Annotated in this window: 23 protein-coding genes; 12 read left to right on the top strand and 11 right to left on the bottom strand. The window is 65.2% G+C overall.

Features of this window, described 5'->3' with window-relative positions; genetic code table 11:
• Positions 1-337 precede the first annotated feature (337 nt).
• The gene (locus tag GGQ90_RS18295; RefSeq protein WP_188083419.1) at positions 338-1825 is read left to right on the top strand and encodes a lipopolysaccharide biosynthesis protein; all 1488 of its coding nucleotides are present in this window, start codon (positions 338-340) and stop codon (positions 1823-1825) included.
• 25 nt (positions 1826-1850) lie between these two features.
• Here GGQ90_RS18295 and GGQ90_RS18290 read toward each other — a convergent pair whose 3' ends face one another.
• Positions 1851-2279 (bottom strand): CBS domain-containing protein, encoded by a 429-nt coding sequence (locus GGQ90_RS18290; protein WP_188083403.1) that lies wholly within the window; start codon positions 2277-2279, stop codon positions 1851-1853.
• An 85-nt stretch (positions 2280-2364) separates the two neighbouring features.
• Between GGQ90_RS18290 and GGQ90_RS18285 the strand changes: the two genes are divergently transcribed.
• Together GGQ90_RS18285 and GGQ90_RS18280 are read left to right on the top strand one after the other, a co-directional pair.
• On the top strand, positions 2365-2664 hold the full coding sequence (locus tag GGQ90_RS18285; RefSeq protein WP_188083402.1) for a hypothetical protein: 300 nt from the start codon (positions 2365-2367) through the stop codon (positions 2662-2664).
• On the top strand, positions 2654-3034 hold the full coding sequence (locus tag GGQ90_RS18280) for an acyl-CoA thioesterase (protein WP_188083401.1): 381 nt from the start codon (positions 2654-2656) through the stop codon (positions 3032-3034). Before GGQ90_RS18285 ends, GGQ90_RS18280 begins: the two co-directional genes overlap by 11 nt.
• A gap of 5 nt (positions 3035-3039) precedes the next feature.
• Here the strand turns inward: GGQ90_RS18280 and GGQ90_RS18275 are convergent, their stop codons facing one another.
• The 7 genes from GGQ90_RS18275 to GGQ90_RS18245 form a co-directional block, all read right to left on the bottom strand.
• The gene (locus tag GGQ90_RS18275) at positions 3040-4593 is read right to left on the bottom strand and encodes a hypothetical protein (protein WP_188083400.1); all 1554 of its coding nucleotides are present in this window, start codon (positions 4591-4593) and stop codon (positions 3040-3042) included.
• Positions 4594-4606: 13 nt separating this feature from the next.
• The gene (locus GGQ90_RS18270) at positions 4607-6022 is read right to left on the bottom strand and encodes a DUF4139 domain-containing protein (protein ID WP_188083399.1); all 1416 of its coding nucleotides are present in this window, start codon (positions 6020-6022) and stop codon (positions 4607-4609) included.
• A 121-nt stretch (positions 6023-6143) separates the two neighbouring features.
• Positions 6144-6938, bottom strand: coding sequence for a DUF4167 domain-containing protein (locus GGQ90_RS18265; protein ID WP_188083398.1), 795 nt, complete (start codon positions 6936-6938; stop codon positions 6144-6146).
• 313 nt (positions 6939-7251) lie between these two features.
• A complete protein-coding gene (gene prmC / locus GGQ90_RS18260; RefSeq protein ID WP_188083397.1) occupies positions 7252-8070 on the bottom strand; it encodes a peptide chain release factor N(5)-glutamine methyltransferase in 819 nt (272 codons plus the stop codon).
• A complete protein-coding gene (gene prfA, locus GGQ90_RS18255) occupies positions 8067-9158 on the bottom strand; it encodes a peptide chain release factor 1 (RefSeq protein ID WP_380766617.1) in 1092 nt (363 codons plus the stop codon). Before prfA ends, prmC begins: the two co-directional genes overlap by 4 nt.
• A complete protein-coding gene (hisS, locus tag GGQ90_RS18250) occupies positions 9158-10420 on the bottom strand; it encodes a histidine--tRNA ligase (RefSeq protein ID WP_188083396.1) in 1263 nt (420 codons plus the stop codon). The genes prfA and hisS overlap by 1 nt, the downstream gene beginning before the upstream one ends.
• Positions 10421-10472: 52 nt before the next feature.
• A complete protein-coding gene (locus tag GGQ90_RS18245; protein ID WP_343053882.1) occupies positions 10473-11813 on the bottom strand; it encodes an alginate export family protein in 1341 nt (446 codons plus the stop codon).
• 248 nt (positions 11814-12061) lie between these two features.
• On the opposite strand from GGQ90_RS18245, the gene GGQ90_RS18240 reads away from it, so the two are divergent.
• Both GGQ90_RS18240 and ppa read left to right on the top strand, forming a co-directional pair.
• A complete protein-coding gene (locus tag GGQ90_RS18240; RefSeq protein WP_188083395.1) occupies positions 12062-13993 on the top strand; it encodes a M61 family metallopeptidase in 1932 nt (643 codons plus the stop codon).
• A gap of 37 nt (positions 13994-14030) precedes the next feature.
• Positions 14031-14573 (top strand): inorganic diphosphatase, encoded by a 543-nt coding sequence (gene ppa, locus GGQ90_RS18235; RefSeq protein ID WP_007703904.1) that lies wholly within the window; start codon positions 14031-14033, stop codon positions 14571-14573.
• Between the two features lie 123 nt (positions 14574-14696).
• Here ppa and yczR read toward each other — a convergent pair whose 3' ends face one another.
• Positions 14697-16160 (bottom strand): MocR-like transcription factor YczR, encoded by a 1464-nt coding sequence (gene yczR / locus GGQ90_RS18230; RefSeq protein ID WP_188083394.1) that lies wholly within the window; start codon positions 16158-16160, stop codon positions 14697-14699.
• 88 nt (positions 16161-16248) lie between these two features.
• Between yczR and yczE the strand changes: the two genes are divergently transcribed.
• The 3 genes from yczE (at position 16249) to GGQ90_RS18215 (ending at position 18711) form a co-directional block, all read left to right on the top strand.
• Entirely contained in the window at positions 16249-16854 is a 606-nt protein-coding gene (yczE, locus tag GGQ90_RS18225; RefSeq protein WP_188083393.1) for a membrane protein YczE, read from the top strand.
• A gap of 140 nt (positions 16855-16994) precedes the next feature.
• A complete protein-coding gene (locus GGQ90_RS18220; protein ID WP_188083416.1) occupies positions 16995-18188 on the top strand; it encodes an NHL repeat-containing protein in 1194 nt (397 codons plus the stop codon).
• A 16-nt stretch (positions 18189-18204) separates the two neighbouring features.
• Entirely contained in the window at positions 18205-18711 is a 507-nt protein-coding gene (locus GGQ90_RS18215) for a DUF1993 family protein (protein ID WP_188083392.1), read from the top strand.
• Here the strand turns inward: GGQ90_RS18215 and GGQ90_RS18210 are convergent.
• Positions 18708-19187 carry a hypothetical protein gene (locus GGQ90_RS18210; protein ID WP_188083391.1) on the bottom strand — a complete coding sequence of 160 codons (480 nt, stop codon included), beginning with the start codon at positions 19185-19187 and terminating at the stop codon, positions 18708-18710. The genes GGQ90_RS18215 and GGQ90_RS18210 overlap by 4 nt on opposite strands.
• A gap of 85 nt (positions 19188-19272) precedes the next feature.
• Between GGQ90_RS18210 and gyrB the strand changes: the two genes are divergently transcribed.
• The 4 genes from gyrB (at position 19273) to GGQ90_RS18190 (ending at position 23805) form a co-directional block, all read left to right on the top strand.
• A complete protein-coding gene (gyrB, locus tag GGQ90_RS18205; RefSeq protein WP_188083415.1) occupies positions 19273-21780 on the top strand; it encodes a DNA topoisomerase (ATP-hydrolyzing) subunit B in 2508 nt (835 codons plus the stop codon).
• Between the two features lie 120 nt (positions 21781-21900).
• A complete protein-coding gene (locus GGQ90_RS18200) occupies positions 21901-22458 on the top strand; it encodes a DNA-3-methyladenine glycosylase I (RefSeq protein WP_188083390.1) in 558 nt (185 codons plus the stop codon).
• Positions 22434-22973 (top strand): membrane-like protein, encoded by a 540-nt coding sequence (locus GGQ90_RS18195; protein WP_188083389.1) that lies wholly within the window; start codon positions 22434-22436, stop codon positions 22971-22973. Before GGQ90_RS18200 ends, GGQ90_RS18195 begins: the two co-directional genes overlap by 25 nt.
• Positions 22974-23025: 52 nt before the next feature.
• On the top strand, positions 23026-23805 hold the full coding sequence (locus GGQ90_RS18190) for a DJ-1/PfpI family protein (protein ID WP_188083388.1): 780 nt from the start codon (positions 23026-23028) through the stop codon (positions 23803-23805).
• 31 nt (positions 23806-23836) lie between these two features.
• Here GGQ90_RS18190 and GGQ90_RS18185 read toward each other — a convergent pair whose 3' ends face one another.
• On the bottom strand, positions 23837-26248 hold the full coding sequence (locus GGQ90_RS18185; protein WP_188083387.1) for a ligase-associated DNA damage response DEXH box helicase: 2412 nt from the start codon (positions 26246-26248) through the stop codon (positions 23837-23839).
• Positions 26249-26448: the final 200 nt, after the last annotated feature.

The raw sequence follows: 26448 nt of genomic DNA, 5'->3' as shown, positions 1-26448 counted from the left end.
CCTAATTTTATCTGAACTCCTACGCCTGAAAGCCGTAAGAACCCAGGGCCGCCGCCCACATGTCCCTTCATCTAAATCACAATGTCAAAGAGCCGCACCGACATCAAAACCGGACAACCAGCGTTCCCTAAACTCTCGTTCAGAGGACCAGTGTCCGTCTATGTGGGCGACCAGGTCAGTTAAGCGCCTCAGCAGCGCCGCTCCGTCCGGTGAAAAGCCCTCTAGATGCGGCCGCCAAAACCGTCAAACACTTTTTGCAATTTTGTTTCACAATTTTTTGGCGGTTCCGGTCTAAACCCCACAGTACGGGCCTTCCGCCCGGGAAAACAGGATGGATATGGGGTTGCACGAGGCCGATGCTGCCGATGCCGGGTTCGGTACACGGGTCAAGAAGGCGATATTCTGGCGCTCGGGCAGCCAGATCATCTCGCAAATGCTGAGCTGGATCGTGACGCTGGCGGTGATCCGCCTGCTCGATCCCAAGGATTATGGCCTGTTCGCCATGACCCAGGTGATCCTGAACTTCGCCACTTTCCTCAATGGCTATGGCCTCGTGGCCGCGCTGGTCCAGTCCGAGACGCTGGAATCGCACCGGCTGCGCCAGGCCTTCACCATCATGCTGTTGCTGAACGGCAGCCTGGCGCTGTTCCAACTGGCAATCGCGCCGCTGGCCGCCGACTATTATGACCAGCCGATGGTGGCACAGTTGCTGCGCGTCCAGGCGCTGCTCTACCTGTCCACCCCCTTCATTGCGATTCCCGAAGCGATCACGGCCAGGGCACTGGATTTCCGCCGGCCCGCCTTCATCAACCTGATCGCGGCCATAGCCTCCGCCGCGATGGCGCTGGTCGGCGCCTTGTCGGGCTGGGGGGTATGGACCCTGGTGTTCGCGCCGATGACCGGATTCTGGGTCAAGGCGCTTGGCTATATTCTGGTCACCGGCTTCCGCCCGATTCCCAGTTTCGATTTCAGCGGCACGCGGACGATGGTCATCTACGGCGCGTCGCTGCTCGGCGGCCAGCTCTTCTGGATCATCCAGAGCCAGAGCGACATCTTCATCGGCGGCCGCGTCCTCACGCCGCATCAACTGGGCCTCTATGCCGAGGCGCTGTTCCTGACCCAGATCTTCGTCAGCAAGTTCATCCCGCCGCTGAACGAGGTCGCCTTCCCCGCTTATGCAAGGATGCAGAAGGATGTGTCACGGGTAGCCTGGTCCTTCTGCAAGGCGGTACGGCTGCTGATGCTGATCTCCTGCCCCATCTATCTGGGTATGGCGGTAACCGCCGAGCCGCTGGTCGAAACATTGTTTGGCCAGAAATGGCTGGAGATGGCGCCCTTTGTCTCGGTCCTGGCACTCGCGATGCCGTTCATGACGCTGCAGGTGATGTTCGCGCCGGTCAGCAATGCATTGGGCCGGCCCGGCACCACCGCCCGTATCGCCGCGATCGGCGCGATATTGATGGCGACCGCCTTTCTGATCGGTATCCAGGCCGGCGCGATTGGCCTGGCCTGGGCCTGGCTGGGGGCCTTCCCGATCCTGACCATCATCACGACACGCCTCGCCGGTAGGCCGATGGGACTGCGCGCGATCGACCTGATACGCGCCGCTGCACCGGGCCTGAGCTGCTCCATCCTGATGGCCGGGGTGGTGCTGGCGATCGACCGACTGCTGCCCCCGCTTGCCGCACCGATCCGGTTGGCGATCCTGGTGCCGGCCGGCGGTGTCGCCTTCCTCGCCGCGCTGATGCTGTGCGCGCGCGGCACGCTGATGGAGTTGGTGCGCTTGATCGTGCGCCGCGCCCCGCCGGTGCAGGCGCCCGCCTGACGGATCAGCGGACGCCTGCAATTCGTCAGGCGGTCTGGATATAGTCGCGCAAGGCGGCCGCTTCCGATTCGATATTGTCGATGCGGAACTTCACCAAATCGCCGATCGAGACGAGGCCGACCAGCGTGCCGCCCTTCACCACCGGCAGATGGCGGATGCGCCGCTTGGTCATCAGCGACAAAGCGTGGATCACAGGCATCTGGTCGTCGATGGTGATCGGCGGCTGAGTCATCACATCGGCGACCGTGTGGTTCAGGGCCTCTGCCCCTTGCTGGGCCAGACGATAGACGACATCGCGTTCGGAAAAGATGCCGACCACCTGGCCATCATCGACCACCGGCACGCAGCCGATGCGCCGATCCGCCAGCAAGGTCACCACCGACAACACGCTGTCGGTCGACTGGACCTGGACGACGTCGCGCCCCTTGCCCTGCAAGATTGCCGCGATGGTCATGGCCGCTCTCCTTTTATGGACTTACTGTCTCTGCGCTTGATGATCCCACTTTCGCGGGGCAAAGAAAAGGGAGGAGAGCAAGAGAATGACAGAGAAAAAGGGCCTGGACGATCCCCGGATCGCAGCGATCGCCTGGTCGCGGTTCCGCCGGATCATGCTCTGGATGGCGCTGGTCGGCGCATTGTGCGTCGGCGCGGCCTTGCTGTTCCTGCGGCTATGGACCGGGCCGATGCCGGTTCATATGGTCATCGCCACCATATTGGGGGTCTGGTTGACCTTCATGCTGGGAACGGGCTTGATGGCCCTCGTCTTCCTCTCTGCCGGGACGGGGCATGACGACCAGGTAATGGACCGGCTGAAGGACGAGGTGCCGCTTGACGACTGATCCCCATCGCGAAGTGATATTGCGGGTCGTGCCGCGGCCGGCCGACATCAACAGCAATGGCCATATCTTCGGCGGCTGGGTGCTGAGCCAGATGGATATTGCCGGCGGTATCGTCGCGGGGCGAATCGCCCAGGGCGCAGTGGCCACGGTCGCGATCGAGAGCATGAAGTTCATCTCGCCGATCCTGATGGGCGACCTGGTGTCGGTCTATGCCCAGGAAGAGAAGCGCGGTCGCACATCGGTTGCGATCCGCATCGACGTGGTCGCGACTCGCGGTGGCGGCGCGGAAACGGTGGCGCTGACCAGCGGCGTCTTCACCTTCGTCGCGCTGGACGAGACCCACCGCCCCCGCCCCATCCCCGGCGACTGAGGAGGTCAGCGCAGCTTCTGGTCGTAGCTGTAGCTGACCTGCCCATTGGCAGGGATGATGGCGCGCCACACCCAGCTATTGCCACGGCGCTCCATCTCGGTCGGACGCGGCGCGATGTCATGGGGAATGAGGATTTCCGCCGTCGCGTCGAACGGGCGCGCATTGGTGAGGGTCAGTGTCCAACGCCGCGCCTTTTGCGACTGGCTGCCGATGACCGCCATGATGCGAACATCGGCACTCTGGGCGATGTCATAATCGACCCGTTCCCCTTCCGCCTTGTCGTCGATGTCGGTTTCGCCCGCGAGCAGGCGCTGGCCATCGACGGTTTCGAACAGGGCGACCCGGCCCGAAGGCATGGCGAGGCCGAGACCGTCCGCCTTGCGATTCTGCAATCTCAGGCGCAGCGTCATCGGCCGTGACCGGCCATTGCCGTCGCTATAGTCGATGGTCGCGGCATAAAAGCGTTCGACCAGCACATCGGGCTGGCGCAGCAGCGCGACCTGTTTCTGCCCCTTGGCGGCAACATCGACGGTCACCGGGACGCGATAGAGTTTGAGGTCGCCCACATCCTCCGGTGGCGGAGGTGGCGGAGGCGGCGGTGGAGGGGGTGGCGGCGCGGCCATCATCGGCGCGGATGCGCGCATCGATGTCACGACGATTTCCTGCGCCGAATCCATCATCGCCTCGGCCGGCGGCATCTCGATCGGAAACAACTCCCACTGCGGATGGGTGCTGGTGATGTCCATCGGCCAGCAGCGCAGCGACAACGCACCACCGGTCGGGCGCGGTTGCGCTTTGCGCTCCTGTCTGTTGGGCTGACCGGCGATGACGCTGAGTCGGGCATCGGCAAAACCGGTGACGCCGCCATTGGCCACCGTCAGCCAGGCCATGAGGTCGAGATGGCGGCCATCATCCTGCATGTCGGCGACATAATTGGCAGCCCAGTCGAACCCCTCCGCCAGATAGGTGAGTTGTAGCGTGACGCGGGTCGGCCGGGCACTGGTGGCAATGACCGACAGGGTCGGACGCGGCGACAGGTCGGTCGGCACGCGGGGATAGAGCATGCGTTCGGGCAAGCCACTACACCGCAGCGCCTCATAGCCCTGCGCCGTCTGGACGATGACGCCGCCCATCGGCCCGGCGCTGATGATCGCATCCTGCTCGCTGACCTTGCCGGTCTTGCGATCGGTGCGGCGCAGGGTGACGCTGCGCTTGAGATAAGCGTCGATCAGGCCGGCCGGTGAGAGCAGCCGGGCATCGCGATTCTTCTCGCTCACGCCCTGCGGCATGCCGGACAGGGCGGCGGTTTCGGGCATCAGCCCCTCTGCCACCCCCTCGAACCGCACCACTGAGTCGCCCTGCGGCAGGTCGATGATGCGAGTCTCGTTGATCAGCGCATAGCCGCCGGGCCATTTGGGATCGATCGCGCCCTTTGCGCGGCCGGGCTGGCGATAGACGGTGACCGAGACCGAATCGGCCTTGGCCGAAACCACCGTCCCCGCCCGCGCCGGCGCGATGCCGAGGCACAGCAGGAGAAGGGCAAGGACGCGCAGCAGCACGGCGCCGGCCCGATCAGTAGCGCGAATCGAAGGTGACGCTGAGGTCGACCGAGCCATTGGCCGGCACCGGCACGCTCCATTCCATTCGGTCGGCCGAGACGCGCTTGCCTTCCATACTTTGTGCCGTGACGCGGGTGTCGCCCCACAGCCCCTGCTGGGCGAGGTCGATCGTCACCGCTTCGGGTCGGGCATTGGTCAGCGTGTAGCGCATCCGCGTTTCCCAGCGCTGACCGCCCCTCTTCGTGCGTTGCTCGACGGTCGGCCGCACCTTCACGTCGAACGCCTCGCCGGTGCGCAGCGCCATGGAGGAACCCATCGGCGTGTGATCTATGCTGTTCTCGCCAATGAACTGAGGATCGCCTCGTGCATCGCGCATGTAGACGCGGATCGTGCCGGCCGGCAGCTGGTCGCCAAGTCCCCCCTGTTTCGAGGTCGAGAATTTGAGCACGCTCGATGCGCTCATCGGTTCGGGCGAGCTGCCCATCCAGGGATTGAGATATTCATAGGTCGCCCGCGCCGGCGCGCCCTTCACGTCGAGGAAGCTGACCTGCTTCTGCTGGGCATTGGCGATGGTCGTGCGATCGGCCAGCGGATAGAGATAATAATCGCCCAGCCGCTCGCGCGGGCCACCTTCGGTGCCGGCCTGGTCGATCGCGCCGCTGCCCCCCGTTCCCGACGACTGCCACCAGTTACGCCGGCCGCCGCCATTGGCCGGATTGCCGGCGACCAGGATCGTCTTCGCGTTGGTGAAGGTCGTGCCGGTATTGTTGGTGAGCGTGACCCAGCCCTGCATGTCCATCGCGCCCTTGGCCGCGTCGAACAGCGCGACATAGTCGGCAGTCCAGCCGAGATTGGGCGTCAGATAGGACAGCCGGGCCGGCACGGTGCCGCCGCGCGCCGCCTCGATCGTCACCGACAGGGTCGGGCGGGCGCGCAGATTGGCCGGCACCCGATCGAAGATCACCCGCACCGGCAGGCCATCGTCGCGCAACACCTCAATCCGCGAACCGATCTGCATGACGATGCCGCCATTGGCCGCCAGGATCTTGGCGCGCTCACGAGTCTCGGCACCGGTCGCGGGATTGGTGCGGACCAAGGTCACCTCCTGCCCCACCGCCTTGTCCATCAGCTTGTCGGGCGACAGCAGGTCGAAATCGAAATTCTGTTCGACGATGGAAAAGCCGGGACCGGAGAGATTCACCGTCTCGGCCCGGATGCGGGCGGATACATCGGGAAATTCGATCCGGTTGCGGCCGGCATTGACGCTCAATTGCCGGTCATCCTGCACCAGCGACTGGCCGCCATTATAGATGGTGACGGCAACATCACCCTGCGCGGTGGCGCCGGTGGGATCGACAGACGCAGTTTGAGAAAAGGCGGCGGCCGGCAGCATCAGGGCCAGACCGGTCAACAGGCGGACAGTCGTCATCAGGTCGCACTCCCCTTATGCGACGATCTTCTGCCCCAAGCGGCTATATTTGCAAACAAAAAGGGGCGGCGCCGGGATGGCACCGCCCCTTTTTGGTTTTCGGGTCGCTCGAAAGCCGCGCTTATTCGGCGGCTTCGGTTGCCGGACGGGCACGACGGGTGCGCTTGCGGGGCGCCTCCTCAGTCACTTCCGCTTCGCTGTCATTATCGGCGCGGGCGATCGAGGGCGGCAGGATGCTGACATCCAGACCTTCGCTCGCTTCGGCCGGTGCGGCATCGGCCTTGCGCGGACGGCCGCGGCGCGGCTTGGGCGCTTCGGCGGCCGGTTCGGCTGCGGCCTCGACCGGCTGTTCGGCTATAACCGGCTGCTGCTCGGCACCTTCCTCGGCCACCGGCCGGTCACGACGATTGCGGTCGCGACGATTGCGGTCACCCCGGTCATTGCGATCCCCGCGGTCGCCCCGATCCGGGCGATCCCCACGGTCAGCGCGATCCTGGCGCTCGCCACGCGGCTCGCGACGGTCATAATCGCGCTCGGCGCGTTCGGGCTGTTCGGTGCGGCCCTCTTCGGCGCCGTCCTCGTTGCCGTCGAACTCGTCGCCCTCGTCGTCGAAATTCTCGTCATTCCGGCGGAAGCGCTGTTGCTGCTCCTCCTGGCGCGAGCGGTTGTCGGCCAGCACGCGGAAATAATGATCGGCGAACTGCAGATAATATTCGGCGTTCACACGGTCGCCGGCCATCTGGGCATCGCGCGCCATATTCTTGTATTTCTCAAGAAGCTGGGCCGCATTGCCGCGGGCGCGGTTGTCGATACGGTTGCCATTATCGCCACCGCCGCGGCTACCGCCATTGGGACGTCCGTTATTGTTATTGTTCCGGCCGCGATTGCGGCGACCGGCCTGCCGGTTGTTGATCAAGACATGATCCTTGCGTTCGCTATGATAATATTCACTGAAAACACTGTTCAGTTGCCATCCCCAAGCACCGCCCTTCCTTGGGCCGGATACGGCTCCGCAAGGCATGAGCGTTTCAGACTCACGCCCTCAGCCGCCAGAGGCGCCTGCGCAGCAGCGCCGTCTTGACTTTCAGGAGCAGGAAAACCGCCTTATCTATCAATGACCTGACAAGGCCATGTCACCAGATCGGCGCCGTTCCTGATGCTGATGTAGTGGCTTTCACACCATAAACCAAGCAATTTTCGCTGTGGCGGCATGAAATCCAGCCTTGGTTTCAGACCGGCGTCGCAATCAGACAACGATCATGGCCAGCGAGATCCCGGCGCAGGGCGACCGCAAGCCCCTGCGCACGCAGCAGCGCCGACACGCTTTCCCCCTGGTCATAGCCGATCTCGATCGCGGCCATGCCGCCCGGCGCGATCAGCGCTGGCAGTTGCGGCGCGATGCGGCGATAATCGTCCAGCCCCTCCACCCCGGCGAACAGCGCGCTGGCGGGATCATGCAGCACATCGCCAGCGAGCGGCGCGGCGAGCGCGATATAGGGCGGGTTGATCAGCAGCAGGTCGAACGGCCCGGTCACGCCCGCCGCCCAATCGCCCAGCTGGAAACGCGCGCGCTTCCCCATGCCCAGCCGGTCGGCATTGTCCTGCGCCACTGCCAGCGCCGCCACCGAGGCGTCGATGCCCAGCCCGTGCGCACCGGGCCACTGGTCGAGCGCGGCAAGCAGCAACGCGCCCGATCCGGTGCCAAGGTCCAGCATGGTCGCGGGTGCGCGGTCGCGGAAATGGTCGACCGCCGCCTCGATCAGCGTCTCGCTGTCCGGGCGCGGGATCAGCACATCGGGGGTCACGGCCAGGCTGATCGTCCAGAAATCGCGACTGCCGACGATATGGGCGATCGGTGCGCCGGCCAGCCGTTGCTGCATATGGACAGCGAAAGTGACAGGAACGGACAGATCGCGCTGACGCAGCAACAGGTCGTTGCGGCCGATGCCCAATGCATGGGCCATCAGCAGTTCGGCGTCGAGCCGAGGGGTGTCGCTGATCGCGCTTAAGGTGACAGTGGCGTCGCGCAGCGCATCGGCGACGCTCACGCCACCCCGTCCAGCTGGGCAAGGCGCGCGGCCTCATCCTCGGCCACCAGCGCGTCGATCACTTCGGCAAGGCCCGGTCCTTCGAGAATCTCCGGCAGGCGGTGCAGGGTCAGGTTGATGCGATGATCGGTCACGCGCCCCTGCGGGAAATTATAGGTGCGGATACGCTCGGACCGGTCGCCCGATCCGACCATCGCCTTGCGCGCGCCGGCCTGTTCGCTCTGGGTGCGCTCGCGTTCCGCCTCATAGATGCGGGCGCGCAGCACCTGCATCGCCTTGGCCTTGTTCTTGTGCTGCGATCGCTCGTCCTGCTGCGTGACGACGATGCCGGTCGGCAAATGGGTGATGCGCACCGCGGAATCGGTGGTGTTGACGTGCTGGCCGCCGGCGCCCGATGCGCGGTAGATGTCGATCTTGAGGTCGGAGTCGGCGATCTGGACGTCGACCTCCTCCGGCTCGGGCAGGATCGCCACGGTCGCGGCGCTGGTATGGATGCGGCCGCCACTTTCGGTGACCGGCACGCGCTGGACGCGATGCACGCCGCTCTCGAACTTCAGCTTGGCGAAGACGCCGGTGCCGTTGATGCTGGCCACCACTTCCTTGAAGCCGCCCTGTTCCGAAGCGTTGGCGGAGAGCATCTCCATCTTCCAGCCTTGGGTATCGGCGTAGCGCTGATACATGCGGAACAGGTCGCCGGCGAACAAAGCCGCCTCGTCGCCGCCGGTGCCGGCGCGGATTTCCAGCATCGCCGGGCGGGCATCGGCCGAATCCTTGGGCAGCAGCTGCAACGCCAGCGCGCGCTCGGCATCGGGCAACTGCCCCTTGAGGAGCTGCATTTCCTCCTGCGCCATTTCGCGCATCAGCGGATCGGCGTCGCTTTCCTCGCCGCCGGCCATCTGTTCGAGCGCGCGCAACTCCTGGCGCAGCCGGCGCACTTCATGCGCGGCCCGCGCCACCGGCTCGATCTCGGCATATTCCTTGGACAGTTTCACGAACGCATCGGGCGCGAGATCGGCGCGCGTCATCGACGCCTGCACCTCGTCCCGGCGCGCCTCGATCTGCGCGATGCGTTCGGCGGAGATGTGCATCAGAGCGCCGTCACCGTGCCGATCAGCGCATCCAGTGCAACCGCCTGCTGCTCACCAGTGCCAAGGTTGCGGACCGCCGCCTCGCCCCGTGTCAGTTCATCGTCGCCAAGGATGATGGCCCAGGCAGCGCCAGACGCATTGGCGCGCTGCATCCGCTTCTTCATGTTGCCGCGATAGCCCATGTCGCAGGCGATGCCGGCGCGGCGCAGATCGGCGATGATGCCGGTCGCCTTCGCCTCGGCCGCCTCGCCCATCGGGATCAGCACGACCTGCGGCTTGTCAATCGCCGGCTGGTCGATCAACATCGCCAGCCGTTCGATCCCCGCCGCCCAGCCGACCGCCGGGGTCGACGGACCGCCCAGATTTTCGATCAGGCCGTCATAGCGACCGCCACCCAGCACCGTGCCCTGCGCGCCCAGCCGGTCGGTGATGAACTCGAACGCGGTGTGGCGATAATAATCGAGCCCGCGCACCAGCCGCGAATTGCGTTCCCAGGCGACACCGGCGGCGTCGAGGCCGCTCGTCACCTTGTCGAAGAAGCTGCGCGCCTCGTCGGTCAGATAGGCGTCGATGTCCGGTGCGCTGTCGGCGATCGGGCGGTCGCGCGGATCCTTGGAGTCGAGGATGCGCAGCGGATTCTTTGCCAGCCGGTCGATGCTTTCTTCCGACAGCTCGCCACGATGCGCCTCGAAATGAGCGATCAGCGCGGCGCGCCAGGCTTCGCGGCTTTCCGCGTCGCCCAGCGTGTTGAGGTTGAGGGTCACGCCTTCCGACACGCCCAGTTCGCGCAGCAGCTGGTCGGCCAGCACCAGCAGCTCGACATCGGCCGCCGGCTCGCCCGCGCCCAGGATTTCGGCGTCGAGCTGGTGGAACTGGCGGAAGCGACCCTTTTGCGGGCGCTCATAGCGGAACAGCGGACCATGGGTCGCGACCTTCAGGGGCGCATATTGCTGCCAGCCCTCGGTAATATAGGCGCGCGAAATGCCGGCGGTGAATTCGGGGCGCAGGGTGATGCTGTCGCCGCCGCGATCCTCGAACGTGTACATTTCCTTCGACACGACGTCGGTGCTTTCGCCCAGCGAACGGGCGAACACCGCGGTCGATTCAAAGACGGGCACTTCCACCCGCTGGAATCCATAGAGTTTGCGCACCCGGTCAAAGGTGGCGACGACATGGGCGAAGCGTTCCTGGAACGCCTCCGCCGTGCCGCCCAACATGTCCTGCGTTCCGCGCACCGGGCGCGGCGTTTCGATCTTCGCCATGGGGCAGCGCCTTTAACTGTAATCGCGGCCCAAGGAAACGCGCTTTTTGCAGCTAGAACTGGCTCGACAGCGCGATCGAGAGATAGCGCACATTGCGACCCGCCGGCGCATTGGGCGCCATCCGCAGGAAATGGCCCTTGGCCAGCCAATTGGCGTTCAGTTCCAGCCGTATCTTGTCGGGCAACATCCACCAGCGCAGCCGGCCATCGACCATATGGCCGGCAAAGCGACCCGACCGCCCGGTCGCATCACGCACGCCGGTGGTGGCAAAGGCATCGGTGCGCGACGCCAGCCACATCGGATGCCAGTTGGCAAACAGGTCCAGCCGCCTGCCCGGCGTCATTTCGACCCGCAGGCCCGGGGTCAGGATGTTGGCGCGACCGGTCTGGGCGAAAATCCCGGCCGGCACGAAATCGGCGCGGCGCATGCCGAACAGCGTGTCGAACCGGCCATAGGAACCACCCCGCCGGTCGCCGCTGGCATAATCGAACTCCACCGACAGGCGGGGCTTGAGCGGTCCGGGCCAACTATATCCAACATCGGCATGGACGAACCAGGCCGCCACATCCTGTTCCGGCGCGGCCACAGCGGTCGAGGAACGGATCGTTCCCATCTGCCAGATGCCCTCCACCTCATAATCCAGCCGCGCGGAGGCCGGCGCGCGCATCAGCCGCAGGCTGACATTGTGCAGGTCGCGGTTACGCGTCGGCCGGCCGGGCGTGTCCCGTTCCAGCAGGTGGAAATAGCCCAGCTCCGCGATCGTGCGGCGCCCGATCGCTTGCGCGGCATAACCACCCCAAAGCTGAAGGTCGAAGCTTTCCCGGTCGAGCGCGGCGCGATTGTCGAGCACCGACGCCTCGTCATCGGGCCGGCGCATCTGCGGCAGCACATAGATGAGGCTGGCGGTCCCACCCTGGGCCGACGCCAGGTCGATCTTCACGCCGGTATAGCCGTTGGTCGTGTTGCGATAATCATCCGCCGCGATCAGACGCCGCGATCCCAGATTGAGGGTGAAGCGCCCGACCTGGACCGACGCCTTGCTGCCTTGCCCCAGCAACGGGCCAAGATCGGCGGCGACATAGGCCTGCACCGGCTCGATCGTGTTGACCTCCCCCGTGCCGATCCCGTCACCGGCATCGCCCCCCCAGGCCCGGCTGTCCCATAATTCGGCAACCAGTCGCACCGGGCCGGTGCGATATTCGGCCGCCAGCACCGTGCGCAGGCTGACCAGATCGATGTCCCCCGGCAGACCCGCCCGTGCCTGGCCATCCAATATCTCATAGCGGATGCGCGCATTGCCGGAGAGCGACAAGCCATCTGCCTGAGCGCTGGCCGTATCGGGACAACAGCCAAAAAACATGAACGGTAGAAGATGAAAGGCCAGACGATCCACGCACAACTCCCTGGTCCGCCGACGGCGGATCTGCGAGGCTGCCTTTGGCGCGGATGCGCTGATCGGGAAGGCGCTGATCCCGATCTTCCTTCCATGACCGTAACAAGGCGCGCGATCAAGCCCCCCCCCCTTCACATCCGGCGCATCCGGCACATCCGGCGCATCTGGGGGTGGACGCGCGCCTTTCATGACGCCATGTTTGGGCCAGACAGGGCCGTCCGGCCCGCGTTCCTTTTCTGGAGACCGTCATGATCCGCAGCCTTGCTGCCGCCCTTTGCCTTTCGACCGCGATTGCCAGCCCGTTGCTGGCGCAGGATGTCCTCCGTTCCAAGCCGACCGCCCTGCCCGTCGACAGCGCCAAGCCGATGCCCAAGGATGTCCCCTATCCGGGCGGCACGATCCGCCTTGACGTCGACGCCACCGACACGGTGCAGCGCATCTTCCGCGTGAAGGAAACCATTCCCGTCGCGTCGAGCGGCCCGATGACACTGCTGATGCCCGAATGGCTGCCCGGCAACCATGCCGCGCGCGGCCCGATCGAGAAGTTGACCGGCCTGACCTTCACCGCCGATGGCAAGCCGATCAGCTGGAAGCGCAATCCGCTCAACGTCTATGCGTTCGAGATCGACGTGCCGGCCGGCACCAAGCAGGTCGTGGCACAGTTCCAGTTCCTGTCGGCGACCGCGACCAACCAGGGCCGCGTCGTCGTGACGCCCAAGATGCAGAATATCCAGTGGGAAGATGTCTCGCTCTACCCGGCCGGCTATTATAGCCGCCAGATCCCGGTGCAGGCCAATGTGACCTATCCCACCGGCTGGCAGGCGGCGACCGCATTGCGCGGCAAGCGGACGGGCGACACCATCGCCTATGACGTGATCGACTATGAGGCGCTGCAGGACTCGCCCGTCTTTGCCGGCACCCATTTCAAGGCGGTCGACCTGGGCCATAATGTCACGCTGAACATCGTTGCCGATGATGCCGACGAGCTGGTGTTCAACACCGACCAGATCGCCAAGCACCAGAAGCTGGTCGCCGAGGCCGGCGCCGCGTTCGGCACCTATCATTTCGACCATTATGATTTCCTGCTGTCGATCACCGACGAGATGGGCGGCATTGGCCTGGAGCATCATCGCTCGTCCGAGAATCAGGTCGAGCCGGGCTATTTCAAGAAGTGGGATTCGGGCGAGGCGCTGCTCGACCGCAACCTGCTGCCGCATGAATTCACCCATAGCTGGGACGGCAAGTTCCGCCGCCCCGACCTGTTGTGGACGCCCAATTTCGACGTGCCGATGCAGGATAATCTGCTGTGGGTCTATGAAGGCCAGACCCAGTTCTGGGGTTATGTGCTGGGCGCGCGTTCGGGCATGTTCTCCAAGCAGGAAACGCTGGACGCCTATGCCCAGATCGCCGCGAAGCTGGACACCACGCGCGGTCGCGAATGGCGGCCGATGGAAGACACGACGCATGACCCGATCATCTCGGCCCGCCGCCCCAAGGGCTGGTCCAACTGGCAGCGGTCGGAAGATTATTATAATGAAGGCCTGATGATCTGGCTGGAAGTCGACGGCATCCTGCGCCAGCAGAGCAAGGGCGCCAAGGGCATCGACGACTTCGCCAAGGCCTTTTTCGGCATCAAGCCGGGCGACTGGGGCCAGGTCGTCTATGATCGCCAGGACGTGATCGACACGCTGAACCGCCTCGCCCCCTATGACTGGGCCGGCCTGTTCCACAAATATGTCGACAGCCCCACCACGGAAACGCCCAAGGGCGGCTTCACCCTTGGCGGCTACAAGCTGGTCTATACCGATACGCCCAATGCCATCACCAAGGCAGCCGAAGGCGCGCAGAAGACAGTCGATCAGAGCTTTGGCGTGGGCCTGACGGTCAAGAATGACGGCGATATCGCGGCGGTGATCTGGAACAGCGCGGCGTTCAAGGCTGGTCTTGCGGTAGGATCGAAGATTATTGCGGTGAACGGCAATGAATATTCGGGCGACGCATTCAAGACGGCGCTGACCGAGGCTAAGGACGCGAAGAAGCCGATCCAGCTTATCCTAAAGCAGGACAAATATTATCGTACCCTGACCCTCGCTTATTCGGATGGCCTGCGCTATCCGCACCTCGAAAAGACCGGCACCGGCGAAGGCAGCCTCGACAAGCTGCTGCAACCGCGCACCTGAAGATTTCCAAGCAACCGCATGTAAAAGGCGAAGATGCATGAACATTGACCTGATCCCCGTCGGCGACGATCCGCCAAACAGCCTGAACGTCATCATCGAGGTGCCGGTCGGCGGCGAGCCCGTAAAATATGAGTTCGACAAGGCGTCGGGCGCCCTGTTCGTCGATCGCATCCTGCACACGCCGATGCGCTATCCGGCCAATTACGGCTTCGTGCCGCACACCCTGTCGCCCGATGGCGATCCGCTCGACGCGCTGGTCATCGCCCGCTCGCCGTTCGTGCCCGGCTCGGTCGTGCGCGCGCGCCCGATCGCCGTGCTGAACCTGGAAGACGAAGCCGGCGGCGACGAGAAGCTGGTCTGCGTGCCGGACAACAAGACCTTCCCTTACTACAGCAATGTGGACGAGAAGGACGACCTGCCCGGCATCGTGATGGAGCAGATCGAGCATTTCTTCACCCACTATAAGGATCTGGAAAAGACCAAGTGGGTGCGCATCGGCACCTGGGGCGGCGCGGAAGACGCTCGCAAGATCACGCTGGAAGCGATCGAACGCTATCAGGCCGAGAAGAAGAAGGGCTGAGCCCTTTTGGCATAGACCTTGATCGCTTCAGGCCAATGGTCTGAAGCGTGAATCAAGGCCTAGAGACCAAGCCGATTGAAAAGGGCCGCGTGGTGATGATCCGCGCGGCCCTTTTTCTATGGGTCAGATCAATCGGTCGGCCTCCAGGGCGAGGGCCAGCGGATCGCGGCCGCGCGGGGTGCGGGCGTGGAGCCGGGCGTCAGCCTCCACCAGCCGGGCAACGCCCATGTCGAGCTGTGCCTCTGGCAGGGTGAAGGGCAGGCGCAGGAACCGCTCGAACGCGCCATTGACGCCGAAGCGCGGACCTGCGGCGATGCGCACGCCATGATTGCCGGCCAAAGCCGCCAGCGCACTCGCCTCCGCCCGGGGCAGTTCGGCCCAGAGTGACAGGCCGCCAGCCGGCGATTCCACCCGCCAGTGCGGCAGATGTCGTTCCAGTTGCGCCAGCAGATGGTCGCGCCGGTCGCGCAGCATCGCCGCGCGGGGGCCAAGCCCCTCGTCCGCATCGATCAGCTGGGCCACGGCCAATTGCTCGACCACGGGGCTGGCCATGTCCATCGTCGTGCGGATACGGCCGAGCGCGGCCACGGTCTGCGGATCGGCCCGGATCCAGCCGACCCGAAGCCCGCCCCAGAAGATCTTGCTGGCCGATCCCAAAGTGATGACATGGCGGCCGGACGGATCATGGCAGGCGACCGGCGGCGGCGGCGATCCATCGAGCCCCATCGCCACCATCGTCTCGTCGATCACCAGCGGCGTGTGGGTGCGCATCGCCACCGCCACCAGCGCGCGACGGGTCGCCGGGTCCATGCTGCGCCCGGTGGGATTGTGGAAATCGGCGATGATATAGGCAAAGCGCGGCGCCGTCTGGCGGAAGGCCGCGTCCATCGCGTCGATGTCCCAGCCATGGACCGGCAGGCCGACCGGCACCGGCACGACATTGGCCCGCTGCAACGCCTGGATCGCATTATGATAGGTGGGATGGTCGATCACCGCCCGATCACCCGGCCCCGCCAGCCATTGCAGCAGCAGCGAGAAACCCTGCTGCGCGCCGTTGGTGATCATGATCTGGTCGGGATCGGTCGGGCAGCCGCGCCGCTCATAATGGGCGGCGATCGCCCGGCGCAGCACCGGCAGGCCGAGCGGATCATAGCCCAGGTCGCCGAGATAGGCCGGCAGCGCCTCGACCGCATGGGCATAGGCCAGGCCCACGCCCGGCGCAGCCGGCAGCGCGGCATGGGTCCAGTTGAGCAGATTGTCGCCGGTCACCCCGTCGATGTCGGGCGTCGGGGTCTCGACCCGGCCGGGCGGCAGGCGGGTGACGCTGCCCGATCCCTGCCGGCTTTCCAGATAGCCCTCGTCGCGCAGCCGGTCGAAGGCGGCGGCGATGGTCGTGCGGCTGAGCCCCAGCGCGGCGGCCAGTTCCCGTTCGCCCGGCAACCGGACATTGAGGCCGATCCGCCCGTCCAGCACCAGCATCCGCAGCGCCTGCGCCAATTGGCGATAGGCCGGCTCGGCACTGTCCTGGGCGCGCCAGGCGCCCAACAGCCGCAGCAGCGAGGGAGGCCGAAGAAAGGAAGTGGACATGGCGATCAATCCAATCAGAGCAATTTGAAGGCCACTTACGCGCCATTGGTCCTTTTGTAAAAGGCCAATTAGACTAGGTCTGATGCCCATGATGATGACCCGCCGCCTCTTCCAGCTCTTCTGGGGCCTTGTGCTTTACGGCTTCGCCATGGCGCTGATGCTGCGCGCCAATCTGGGGCTCGATCCCTGGGACGTGTTGCATCAGGGGCTGGCGCCGAAACTGGGGCTGAGCTTCGGCATGACGGTAAACCTGATCGGTGCGGTCGTGCTGCTGCTCTGGTGGCCATTGCGGCAGCGGCCGGGGATCGGCACCGTCTGCAACATCCTGGTAATCGGCACGGCGGTGGACATCAGCCTCCACTATCTGCCGACGCCGGACGGCTATGCGATGCGCGCCGTCTGGCTGGGTGCGGGGATCATACTGAATGGCATTGCCGGTGGCGCCTATATAGGGGCCGGCCTTGGTCCGGGGCCACGCGACGGGTTGATGACGGGCCTGTGCCGCCGCAACGGCTGGCCGGTCAAGTGGGTGCGCACCGGCATCGAGATCGCCGTGCTGGCGACCGGCTGGATGATGGGTGGCACGGTGGGTGTCGGCACCATCGTCTATGCCGCGACGATCGGCTGGATCGTCCACCACGCCCTGCCTTTCTTCACGATCACGCCGCCCGAACGCCCCGCGCTCGCTGGCTAGACTTGCCCCCTGACCGGCCGACAAAAACCCGTCGGCCGGTCCTTTTCCTATTGAAAATGCGTTGCATCTTCCTTGACCGGACCGGGCAGTCGGGCATGATCCCGCTCACCCCTTCCCCGACGATCAAGGAGTCCCCGCCGATGCGCGCCTTCCTCGCCGCTGCTTTTGCCCTGCCCTTCGCCGTTGCCGCCTTAGCCGCGTCACCGGAGCAGGCGCTCGCCCCCCTCGCCTTCGAACAGATTGCGCCTGCCGGCACCAAAATGCCGCGCTTCAAGGTGGATGCCGCATGGCCGGCTATGCCCGATGACCTGCTGCTGGGGCAGGTCAGCGGCGTCGCGGTCGGCCCGGACGATTCGGTCTGGGTCGTGCATCGCCCGCACAGCCTGACCGCGACCGACACCGGCCTTTCCGAATCGCCCGCCATCGCCGCCTGCTGCAAGCCCGCGCCGCCAGTGGTGCGCTTCGCCAAGGATGGCCGCTATCTGGGCGGCTGGGGCGGCGCCGACAGCGCGCCCACGGTCGACGGCGTCAACCAATGGCCCGCCAGCCTGCACGGCATCTTCATCGACAAGAGCGGCAGCGTCTGGTTCGGCGGCAATGGCAAGGGCGACCATGTCGTCATGAACTATACGCCGGAAGGAAAATATATCCGCCGCTTCGGCCGGCGCGAGAAGACCGGCGGCAATGATGCGACCGATCAGCTGGGCAATCCGTCCGACGTCAATCATTCGGACGGCATGGTGTTGATTTCCGACGGCTATGTGAACCGCCGGGTGATCGGCTTCGACGACAGGAGCAACGCCTATAAGGGCCGCTGGGGCGCCTATGGCAAGCCGCCCAGCGGACCGGTGCTGCAAGGCACGTTCGACCAGAGCCATGCCGTCGATCCTAGCCGGGTCGCCGATCCCAAGTCCGCCATCTTCAACAGCATCGTCCATTGCGTAGTGCCGACACGGGACGGCCATCTCTATGTCTGCGACCGCAACAACAACCGCGCGCAGCTGTTCAAGCGCGAGAAGGATGGCGGCCTGACCTTCGTGCGCGACCTGGCGATCGCGCCGGAAACCGGCGGCACGCACACCGTCACCGACATCGCCTTCTCGCCCGATCCGGAACAGACCTATCTCTATGTCGCCGACATGATGAACGGCCGCATCTGGGTTCTGGAGCGCAAGACGCATACCATCCTTGGCGCCTTCGGCCGGATCGGACGCCAGGCTGGGCAATTCACCTGGCTGCACAGCATTGATACCGACAGCGCCGGCAATATCTATGCGACCGAGGTGAATACCGGCCGCCGCGTGCAGAAGCTGGTCTTCACCGGCATCGAATGAAGGGAATCCCCGTAACGTGGCGACCGAACTCTACGACCTGACCGTCCCGGCCTTCCTGCGTGGCCTGCGCGTTCTGTCCACCCTGCTCGAAAAGGGCGCGGCTTATGCCGCCGAACAGGGGATCGATCCCGCCACGCTGACCGGCGCCCGCCTGATCGAGGATATGCGCCCGCTGACCGCGCAGGTGCAGCTCGCCACCGACAGTGCCAAGGGCGCCATCATCCGCATCGGCGAGCTGGAACCCTTCCCCCTGCCCGACACGGAAGAGACGTTCGCTGACCTGCAGGATCGCATCGCGCGCACCATCGCCTTCCTGGAATCGGTGCCGCGCGAGAAGATCGACGGGCGCGAGGAGGCGACCGTCCTCCTCAAGACTTCGCGCGGCGAATTTTCCTCTACCGGGCGCAGCCATGTGCTGACCTTCTCGCTGCCCAATTTCTATTTCCACCTGACCACCGCCTATGCGCTGCTGCGCCAGGCCGGCGTGCCACTGGGCAAGCTGGACTATCTGGGCGGGCTCTAACCCGCCACCAGTCGAACATAGGCGCTGGCGACCCAGCCGCTGACGCAGGGGCCGGCATAGGCCCGTTTGCGGTCGACCGGTTCGCGCACGCCGCAATCGGTCGGTGCGGCCCCTTCGGCCGTTGGCGGCGGGATCACCACGCCCAGCCATTGCTGATCGATGCTGCGGGTGCAAACATGGATCCGCGCACCTTCCGCCAACTGTGCCAGCACCTTCGCCTCGGCAAAGGGCGCGGTGCGGACGCTAAGCCCCTGCGGACCGACCCGGGTCGCCTGTCCCATCGCGCCGCAGGCGTCGAGCCGGGGACCATCCTCGCCAATCGTCACCGGCCGGGCCAAGGTCGCCTCCATCCGGGTTTCCGGCATCGCGTCGCGCGGTGCGCCGGCCAGCGAGCTGTTGGGCAATTCATCAGCCACTTCGCTGCTGCGCGAGCAGGCGGAAAGCAGCAGCAGGGCAAGGATCGGCACGATACGCATGAGCGCCTGATAGACCGCCGCAAAGCCGGGTGGAAGACGCCATGTTTCGCTTTAGTTTCGAGGCGCCATTCCCTATATGCTGGGTATGAGCGACGAACAGCAGAACAGCCCCAACAACAATGAATATGGCGCCGACAGCATCAAGGTGCTGAAAGGCCTCGACGCCGTGCGCAAGCGGCCCGGCATGTATATCGGCGACACCGACGACGGGTCGGGCCTGCACCATATGGTGTTCGAGGTCAGCGACAACGCGATCGACGAAGCGCTGGCCGGCCATTGCGACAAGATCGTCATCACGCTCAATCCCGACAACAGTGTCAGCGTCGAGGATAATGGCCGCGGCATCCCGACCGGCATCCACAAGGAAGAGGGCGTGTCGGCGGCCGAGGTCATCATGACCCAGCTGCACGCGGGCGGTAAGTTCGAAAATACCAGCGACGACAATGCCTATAAGGTATCGGGCGGCCTGCACGGCGTGGGCGTATCGGTCGTGAACGCGCTGTCCGAATGGCTGGACCTCAATATCTGGCGCGACGGCAAGGAACATTGGATGCGGTTCGCCTATGGCGATGCCACCGCGCCGCTCAAGGTGATCGGCGATGCGCCTGAGGGCAAGAAGGGCACGCGCGTGACCTTCCTCGCCAGCCTGGAAAAGGCGCCCGGCGACGGCGCGACGTTCAAGAACCATACCGAATATGATTTCGAGAAGCTGGAGCATCGCTATCGCGAGCTGGCTTTCCTCAACAGCGGCGTGCGCCTGTTCCTGGTCGATGCCCGCCATGAGGAAAAGAAGGAAGTCGAGCTTTATTATGAGGGCGGCATTGCGGCCTTCGTCAAATATCTCGACCGCAACAAGAATGCGCTGATGCCCGATCCGATCGCGATTTCGGGCACTCGCGACGACGTGACCATCGACGTCGCGCTGGAGTGGAACGATTCTTACTATGAGAATGTCCTCTGCTTCACCAACAACATCCCGCAGCGCGACGGCGGCACCCACCTTGCCGCCTTCCGCGCCGCGCTGACCCGCACCCTCAACAATTATGCCGAAAAGACCGGCCTGCTGAAGAAGGAGAAGGTCTCCCTCACCGGTGAGGATATGCGCGAAGGCCTGACCGCGATCGTCTCGGTCAAGCTGCCCGATCCCAAATTCTCGTCGCAGACCAAGGACAAGCTGGTCAGCTCCGAAGTGCGCCAGCCCTTGGAAAGCCTGATGGCCGACAAGATGGCCGAGTGGCTGGAGGAAAATCCCGGCCACGGCAAGATGATCGTCCAGAAGGTGATCGACGCCGCCGCCGCCCGCGAGGCGGCCAAGCGCGCACGCGAACTCACCCGCCGCAAGGGCGCGATGGACATCGCCTCGCTGCCCGGCAAGCTGGCCGACTGTCAGGAACGCGATCCCGCCAAGTCCGAACTCTTCCTGGTCGAGGGTGACTCGGCCGGCGGTTCGGCCAAGCAGGGCCGCAACCGCCATAATCAGGCGATCCTGCCCTTGAAGGGCAAGATCCTGAACGTCGAGCGCGCCCGCTTCGACAAGATGCTGTCGTCCAAGGAAGTCGGCACGCTGATCCAGGCGATGGGCACCAGCATTCGTGACGATTTCAACCTAGAAAAGTTGCGCTACCACAAGATCGTCATCATGACCGACGCCGACGTCGACGGCGCGCATATCCGCACGCTGCTGCTGACCTTCTTCTATCGCCAGATGCCGCAGATCATCGAGGCAGGCCATCTCTACATCGCCCAGCCGCCGCTCTACAAGGCGAGCCGTGGCCGGTCGGAGGTCTATCTCAAGAACGAGGCCGCGCTGGAACAATATCTGGTCGACAATGGCGTCGACACGATGGCGCTGGAAACCACCGGCGGCGCCCGCACCGGCGCCGACCTGCGCAGCCTGATCGAACATGCCCGCCGTATGCGCGCGGTGATGCGCTATGTCCCGCGCCGCTATGATCCCGCGATCATCGAGGCGCTGGGCCTGACCGGCGCACTCGACCCGGAACTGACCGAAGCACAGCAGGCGGAGAAGCTGGCCGCCGCCGTCGCCTGGATGGACGGCCATGATGCCGAGGGCAAATGGACCGGCCGCATCGCCGAAGGTGGCGGCTTCCATTTCGAACGGCTGTGGCGCGGCGTGACCGACCATCATGTCATCGAACATGGCTTCCTGGGTTCGGCCGAGGCACGCAAGCTGCACGGCACCGCCAGCGAAGAGGCGGAAAGCTATGCCAGGGGCAGCCGCCTGGTCTCGGCCAAGTCGGTCGCGGCGCAGGACGAACTCGGCGAGGATGAGCTGCCAGCCGTCGCGACCAAGGGCGTCAATATCTCGCGCCCCAGCGAATTGCTGGAAGCGATCCTGACCGCCGGCCGCAAGGGCCTGTCGATCCAGCGCTACAAGGGGCTGGGCGAAATGAACGCGGAACAGCTGTGGGAAACCACGCTGGACCCGGACAATCGCTCGATGCTGCGCGTCGAGGTGGAACAGGCCGACATCGCCGACGAAATCTTCACCAAGCTGATGGGCGACGTGGTCGAACCGCGCCGCGAATTCATCCAGGACAATGCGCTGAACGTCGCCAACCTGGACGTCTGATAGGATGACTGCGCCAGCCCGCACCCCCACCCGGCCACCCAATCAGGATAATCTCTTTGGCGGCCGGGAGGGGGTGCGGGCCGGTGCGGCTCCGTGCGCCGTCAGGCGCACCCAAAACATATGACCGATCTGCCGCGCTGCAGCTGGTTGGGACCAGACCCGCTCTACCGGGATTATCACGACGCGGAGTGGGGCGTGCCCCAGCATGACCCGCGCATGCTGTGGGAAATGCTGATGCTGGAGGGGTTCCAGGCGGGGCTCAGCTGGATCACCATATTGCGCAAGCGCGAGGGATTTCGCGCCGCCTTTGCCGGCTTCGATCCGGACAAGGTCGCGGCCTTTGGTCCCGACGATGTCGAACGGCTGATGGCCGATCCCGGCATCGTCCGCGCCCGCGCCAAGATCGAGGCGACGATCAAGGGCGCGCAAATCTATGGCGCGATGCGCGATCGCGGCGAGGATTTCGCCGCCTATGTCTGGTCCTTCGCGCCCGACGGGCCGATCATCGGCGACGGCAAGACCTTCCCGACCCAGACCGCCTTGTCGGAGGCGATTTCCAAGGATCTCAAGAAACGCGGCTTCAAGTTCGTCGGGCCGACCATCGTCTATGCCTGGATGCAGGCGATCGGCATGGTCGACGATCATGCGGCCCATTGTTTCCGGCGGGTCGGCCCATGAAGATGACGGCGATGGTGACAGGGCTAATGGCCCTCACCGCCTGCTCGGGCGATCCCGTGCCGCCGAACCGAGTCGACAATCGCACCGACAATGTGATCGCCAACGCCACGCCGGCACTCAACCAGGCGATCGTCGCCAATGAGAGTGCCGCGCCCGAACCGGCCCCGGCTCCGGTCGCGCAACCGGCACCCGCCACTGTTTCCCGTGAAACAGCTGCCGCCCCGCCTCCACGCGAGGAGTATCGCGCGATCGGCACCGAGCCTTTCTGGGCGGTGATGGTCAATGGATCGGTCGCGACGCTGCAACGGCCCGATCATCGCCCGCTGCGCTATCATGTCAGCCGCACCGACGATCCCCGTGCCATCCGCTTCATGGGCGATGGCTTTGCCATGACTGTCACCGAAGGGCCGTGCAGCGACGGGATGAGCGACGCCATCTGGTCCGACCGGGTGCAACTTTCCTTCGGCGAAGGCGTGCTGAAAGGCTGTGGCGGCGACAAGGATGGCGGCGAATAGGCGGGATCGCCGCCATCGCTCGTCTAACCCGGCAAACAGGGAGAATGTGACGATGAGCGACCAGCCAAAAGCCGATGTTGCGCGGCGCAACTTTCTCCTGACCGCCGGAATCGCGCTCGCCGCGACCGGCACGACTGCCTCGGCGCAACTTTCCGTGCAGCCGCCGGTGCCGCCAAGTGGCCCCAAGAAGAAGCTCGGCATGGTGCTGTTCGAGGGGTTCGAACTGCTCGATGTGTTCGGCCCGCTGGAAATGTTCGGCATGCTGAAGGACCGGGTCGAGATTGTCATGATCGCCGACAAGGCCGGGCCGGTGCGCAGCGCCGCCGGGCCGCAGACGATCGCCGACCATGGCTTTGTCGATGCGCCCAGGCTCGACATCGTCATGATCCCCGGTGGCCTCGGCACACGGCGGGAAGTGAACAATCCCGACTTCCTCGCCGCCGTCCGCACATTGGCGCAGGATACGCCGCAGGTCGCGACGATCTGCACCGGTTCGGGCCTGCTGGCGAAGACCGGGCTGATCGACGGGGTGAAGGCGACCAGCAACAAGATGGCCTGGGCCTGGGCGACGGCGCAGGGAGCCAAGGTCGCCTGGATCCCCCATGCCCGCTGGGTGGAGGATGGCAAGTATATCTCCTCCTCCGGCATTTCGGCGGGGACGGACATGGCGCTCGGCCTGATCGCCAAGCTCTATGGCAAGGAGATGGCCCGCTGGGTCGCCAATCGGACCGAATATCGCTGGCAGGAGGATGCGAGCGACGATCCCTTTGCGAAACTGAACGGGTTGGCCCACGGTAAAAGAGAAGTGGGATCCCAGCCTTCGCTGGGATGACGGCGGTAGAGGGTGACGGCGAATGCCGCCCTCAATCCGCGCGCATAGCTTCGGCCACCAGCGCCTCCGCCTCGATCAGCAGCGCGTCCTCGGCATCGCGCTGGGCCACCTGTTCGCGGCCGATCAGGATCAGCAGCGGCACGGCGAGCGGGCTGACCCGGTCGAGCGGCACATGCAGCATGGTCGACGCCGCCCGGTCGATCAGGTCACCCAGCCGCCCGACATCGGTCATCCGTGCCCGCGCATCCGCCCAGGCAGCCTTCAGCAGCAAATGGTCGGGCTGATATTTGCGCAGCACGTCATAGATGAGGTCGGTAGAGAAAGTGACCTGCCGCCCGGTCTTGCGCTTGCCGGGATGCTGCCGCTCGATCAGGCCGGAGATCACGGCGACATCGCGGAACGCGCGCTTCAGCAGGCTCGACTGTTCGACCCATTCGACAAATTCATGGTCGAGAATGTCGGCGGAAAACAGGCTCTGCGGATCGGTCACGGGTTTGAGGCCATAGACCGCCAGCGCATAATCGTTCGATACGAAGCCCAGCGGCATCAACCCCTGCGCGTCCATCCGCCGGGTCAGCAACATGCCGAGCGACTGGTGCGCGTTCCAGCCCTCGAAACTGTAGCAGACCATATAATGGCGCCCCTCATGCGGGAAGGTTTCGACCAAGAGCTGCCCCGGCTGCGGCAGGGCGGAGCGGGTCCGCTGCACCTCCAGCCATTCGCGCACATCATCGGGGAAGCGGTGCCAGGCTTCGGGTTCGGCCAGGAAATGGCGCACCCGGTCGGCCAGCCGGGTCGACATCGCCATGCGGGTGCCGCCCCAACTCGGGATCCGCGCACTCTTGCTCGTCGCGCGGACCACCAGGTCGCTGGTGTCCATCCGCACCACCTCCAGCGCCATGCCGGAGAAGAAGAAGCTGTCGCCCGGCCGCAGGGTGGCGGCAAAGCCCTCCTCCACCGTGCCGAGCTTGCGCCCATTGGCGAAACGCACCGCCAGCGCGGGCTGATCGACGATGATGCCGGCGTTCATCCGGTGCTGCTGGATGAACTTCGGATGCGACACCCGCCATGTGCCGTCGGGCTCTCGCACCAGCCGCTTGAACCGGTCATAGGCGCGCAGCGCATAGCCGCCGCCCTCGATGAAATGCAGCACATGGGCAAAGCCCTCGTCGGTCAGCGCGCTATAGGGGGTGGCGGATCGGACCTCCGCCAGCAATTCCTCCTCGCGGAACGGCCCGGCACAGGCGATCGCCATCACATGCTGGGCCAGCACGTCGAGCGCGCCGGGGCGGAAATCATCGGCGTCCCGCTCGCCCGCCTCGACCGCGTCCAGTGCCGCGCGCGCCTCCAGATATTCGAAGCGATTGCCGGGGATCAATATCGCCTCCGACGCCATGTCGAGCCGGTGATTGGCGCGGCCGATGCGCTGGAGCAGGCGCGAACTGCCCTTGGGCGCGCCCATCTGGATCACGCAGTCGACATTGCCCCAGTCGACGCCGAGGTCGAGCGACGCCGTCGCCACCAGCGCGCGCAGTTTCCCCGCCGCCATCGCCGATTCGACCTTGCGCCGCGCCTCGATCGACAGGCTGCCATGATGGATGGCGATCGGCAGGTTCGCGTCATTGGCCGACCACAGCTCCTGGAAGATGAGTTCGGCCAGGCCGCGCGTGTTGCAGAAGACCAGGGTCGTCTGCCGTGCCGATATCTCCGCCATCACCTGGCTCGCGGCATATTTGCCCGAATGGCCGGACCAGGGCACCCGCCCCTCCGGAATCAGGATGGTGACATCGGGCTCCGCCCCCGCCTCCCCCAGCACCGGCGTCACCGCATCGATATCGCCATCGGGCGCCAACCAGGCGCGATAGGCATCGACATCGGCCACCGTCGCCGACAGGGCCACCCGGCGCAGCGTCGGATTGATCGCCTGCAACCGCGCCATCGACAGATTGAGCAGGTCGCCGCGCTTCTGCGTGGCAAAGGCATGGACCTCATCGACGATGACGGTGCGCAGATGCTCGAACAGCAGCGCCGCATCGGGATAGCTCAGCAGCAGCGACAGGGATTCGGGTGTGGTCAGCAATATCTGAGGCGGCCGCACCCGCTGCCGCGCCTTGCGATCCGACGGGGTATCGCCGGTGCGGGTTTCCACCCGGATCGGTAGCCCCATCTCCTCGATCGGCGTCAGCAGGTTGCGCCGCACATCGACCGCCAGCGCCTTCAATGGCGAGACATAGAGGGTATGCAGCCCGTCGGCGGGGTTCGCAATCAGGTCGGCCAGCGTCGGCAGGAAGCCAGCCAGCGTCTTGCCCGCCCCGGTCGGCGCCACCAGCAGCGCATGCTCCCCCCGCTGCGCCGCCGTGAGCATGTCACTCTGATGCCGCCGCACCCGCCAGCCGCGCGAGGCGAACCAGTGGCCAAGGATGGAGGGAAGAGCGGGCGGCATCGGGTGAGATGTAGGAGGTGTAGCGAGCGAGGGAAAGGCGAGGCCCGCCTGTGGAGGCATCGTGGGCGAAATCGTCGGATAGGCGTCGAGTAAACTTATCGATTTATGGAAAAAAATCGCGTTGGCCCGAGCGGCTTCCCTGCTTGCGGTCCGGGTTTTTCCCGATTGACCAGGCATCGGCGTTCGCGTTCATCTGCCCC

The organism is Sphingobium scionense (assembly GCF_014197035.1).
Classification (GTDB): Bacteria; Pseudomonadota; Alphaproteobacteria; order Sphingomonadales; family Sphingomonadaceae; genus Sphingobium; species Sphingobium scionense.
Note: the sequence above shows the minus strand (reverse complement) of the source record. Positions and strands in the feature narration are given on the sequence as shown.